This is a genomic window from Bifidobacterium sp., from assembly GCF_051876855.1.
Lineage (GTDB): Bacteria > Actinomycetota > Actinomycetes > Actinomycetales > Bifidobacteriaceae > Bifidobacterium.
Genome location: NZ_JBJEIH010000116.1, coordinates 1 through 2,397 on the forward strand (window position 1 = coordinate 1; position 2,397 = coordinate 2,397).

At 62.2% G+C, this 2,397-nt stretch carries 1 protein-coding gene and 1 pseudogene; both read left to right on the forward strand.

Translation table 11 applies throughout. The features are described from left to right. Positions 1–186 (forward strand): annotated as a pseudogene (locus ACI38B_RS07445) (hypothetical protein); the annotation flags it as partial. Positions 187–491: 305 nt separating this feature from the next. Beyond that, positions 492–1,967 carry an MFS transporter gene (locus tag ACI38B_RS07450; RefSeq protein WP_439730191.1) on the forward strand — a complete coding sequence of 492 codons (1,476 nt, stop codon included), beginning with the start codon at positions 492–494 and terminating at the stop codon, positions 1,965–1,967. Positions 1,968–2,397: the final 430 nt, after the last annotated feature.

Consider the following 2,397-nt stretch of genomic DNA (forward strand, 5'->3'; position numbering starts at 1 on the left):
CCTCAGCACCGTCACCACCTGACAGACCCACCCACACCAAACAGCGAAAGGCCATTAAAGGTTACGCAAGACGGCATGAACAAGAACGAGTACATGATTATCGGCTGGAACACGAATCTTGGTGGAGACGCTGCTCATCCGAATGTGACCTACAGGTCTTCAGACGGCACATTGAGTACGAACTGAGTCCGCAAGGCACAGTCGATTCCCGCACTCAACGGCAGCAAGCCTGCCGATTTCGAATTCCGAGTGGGCCCGCGCATTGCAAAGCGCGGGCCCACTTGTAGTATGCCGGTATTCCGGGTGCCGGTACATTCCTAGTACATTTCTGGTGCATTCGGCCTACCGCACTCCGGCTGCCAATTCTTATCCGTCGAATGCCCATACCCGTCAGCAGCGAACGCGGATGCGCGGTAGACTGCTATGAGACCGGCAATGAAGTCCGGCACGGACACGGAGGCGTTCTCATGGATGAGACACAACGCGCGACAATGCGCACCACCGCTGAATCAGCGGCACCAGACGTATCAGACGCTACCGTCAAGGCGGCGGCAAGCACGCACCAAGCCGCACAACAACAACCCCCGGCAGACACGACTGCAACCAGCCCGCAATCCCTACCCGGCTCCAAGATCCGCGCATTCGCCATCGGCCAGTTCGGCTGGGCGCTCCTGTCTGGCATCATCTCCAACTGGCTCGTGTACTTCTACCAGCCGGACGCCGAAACCATCCGCCAAGGCCAGACCGTCTTCGTGCCGCAAGGCCTCGCCATTCTCGGCATCGTGACCGTGGTCGGCGGCATCACCGCCTTCGCCCGGTTCTTCGACGCGTTCGTCGACCCCGCAGTCGCCAGCCTGTCCGACCGCTGCCGGTCCCCGCGCGGCCGTCGCATGCCGTTCCTGCGCCTGGCTGCGCTGCCGCTCGCCATCATCACCGTGCTCGTGTTCTGGAGCCCGATCAACGGCACAAGCTGGCTGAACGCGGCCTTCCTGTTCGTCGCCGTCATCGCCTACTACGTGGCGCTCACCTTCTACTGCACGCCATACAACGCGCTGATCGCAGAACTCGGCCATAATTCCAAGCAGCAGCTCGCCATCTCCACCGCCATCTCGTTCACATGGGTTGCCGGTACTGCGCTGGCTTATGTTGCGCCCGTTATCTGGGGAGCGTTCGTGCCGTCCATGGGCCGTGTGCCTGCCATTCGGCTCACCTTCACATTGATGGCGATTGTCGCGTTCATCTGCATGCTTGTTCCGCCGCTCGCCATCGACGAGAAACGCTACGTGCGCTCGCAGCCGACCAGCGAATCGACGCTGGAATCGTTGAAACAGACCTTCGGAGACGTGCAATTCCGCCGTTTCGTCGGGTCCGACGTGATCTACTGGATTGCGATCACCACGTTCCAGACCGGGCTGCCGTTCTTCGTGACCAGTCTGCTGAAACTGCCTGAATCCGTGACCACCGTGTATTTCGTGCTCATGACCGCGGTATCCGTGCTGTTCTACGTGCCGGTGAACATGCTCGCGAACCGGGTGGGCAAGAAGCGGCTGCTGCTCATCGCGTTCGTGATTTTCACGGTTGCGTTCGCCTTCGCGGGGTTGCTCGGATCCGGCGTGATCAGTGCGATTCCGCCGATGGTGCAGGGCGTGCTGCTGTCGGTGGTCGGTGCGGTGCCGATGGCCGCGTTCGGTATTCTGCCGCAGGCGATTGTCGCGAACATCGCGGACGCCAGCGCGAAGACCACCGGTCAGGACCGTCAGGGCATGTTCTATGCTGCCCGCACCTTCGCCATGAAGATGGGGCAGAGCGTGGCGATGTTGCTGTTCACTGGCGTGAGCACCATCGGCGCAGCGGCCGGAACCGGATATCGTGTCGCGGCGATCTGCGCGGCCGTGTTGTGCGCAATCGGCGGCTTCATCTTCGCGTTCTACGACGAGCACAAGGTGCTGGCCGTGCTGGAATCGTGAGTGTGGCGTGGCGCGCGGAGGCGTGACGGTATGGAAGTGTGGCGCGGTGCCGCTGTGCCGGTATGCCGCTGCGCAGGTGTGCCGTCAAGCTGGATACCCGCCCGCCGTGCGACTGTGTGGTCGCACGGCGGGCGGATTGGTTTGGTTGCCGGGCTGCTTGGTGAGGTATCTGGCTGGTGTGTGATTGGTCGGTCGCATGGCGGGCGGGTTCGGCTGGCTTCCGGTCGGATTGTGGGGCTATTTGGCTGTGGTGCGATTGCCGTGGTACATGGCAGGCGGTTAGGCCTGCCGGTGGTGTGGTTGCCGGGGGTAATCGGCCTGTGGTGTGATTGGCTGGTTGCACAGCGGGCGGATAGGTTGGCCGGCGGTGTGGTCGCCGGAGTTATCAGCCTGTGGTGCGACTGTGGTGTTGCACGGCGGGCTGGTAGGT

What these genes read in the sequence shown, in the direction of transcription:
- ACI38B_RS07450 (WP_439730191.1), top strand. Translation starts at nt 492, where the DNA reads ATGCGCACCACCGCTGAATCAGCGGCACCAGACGTATCAGACGCTACC.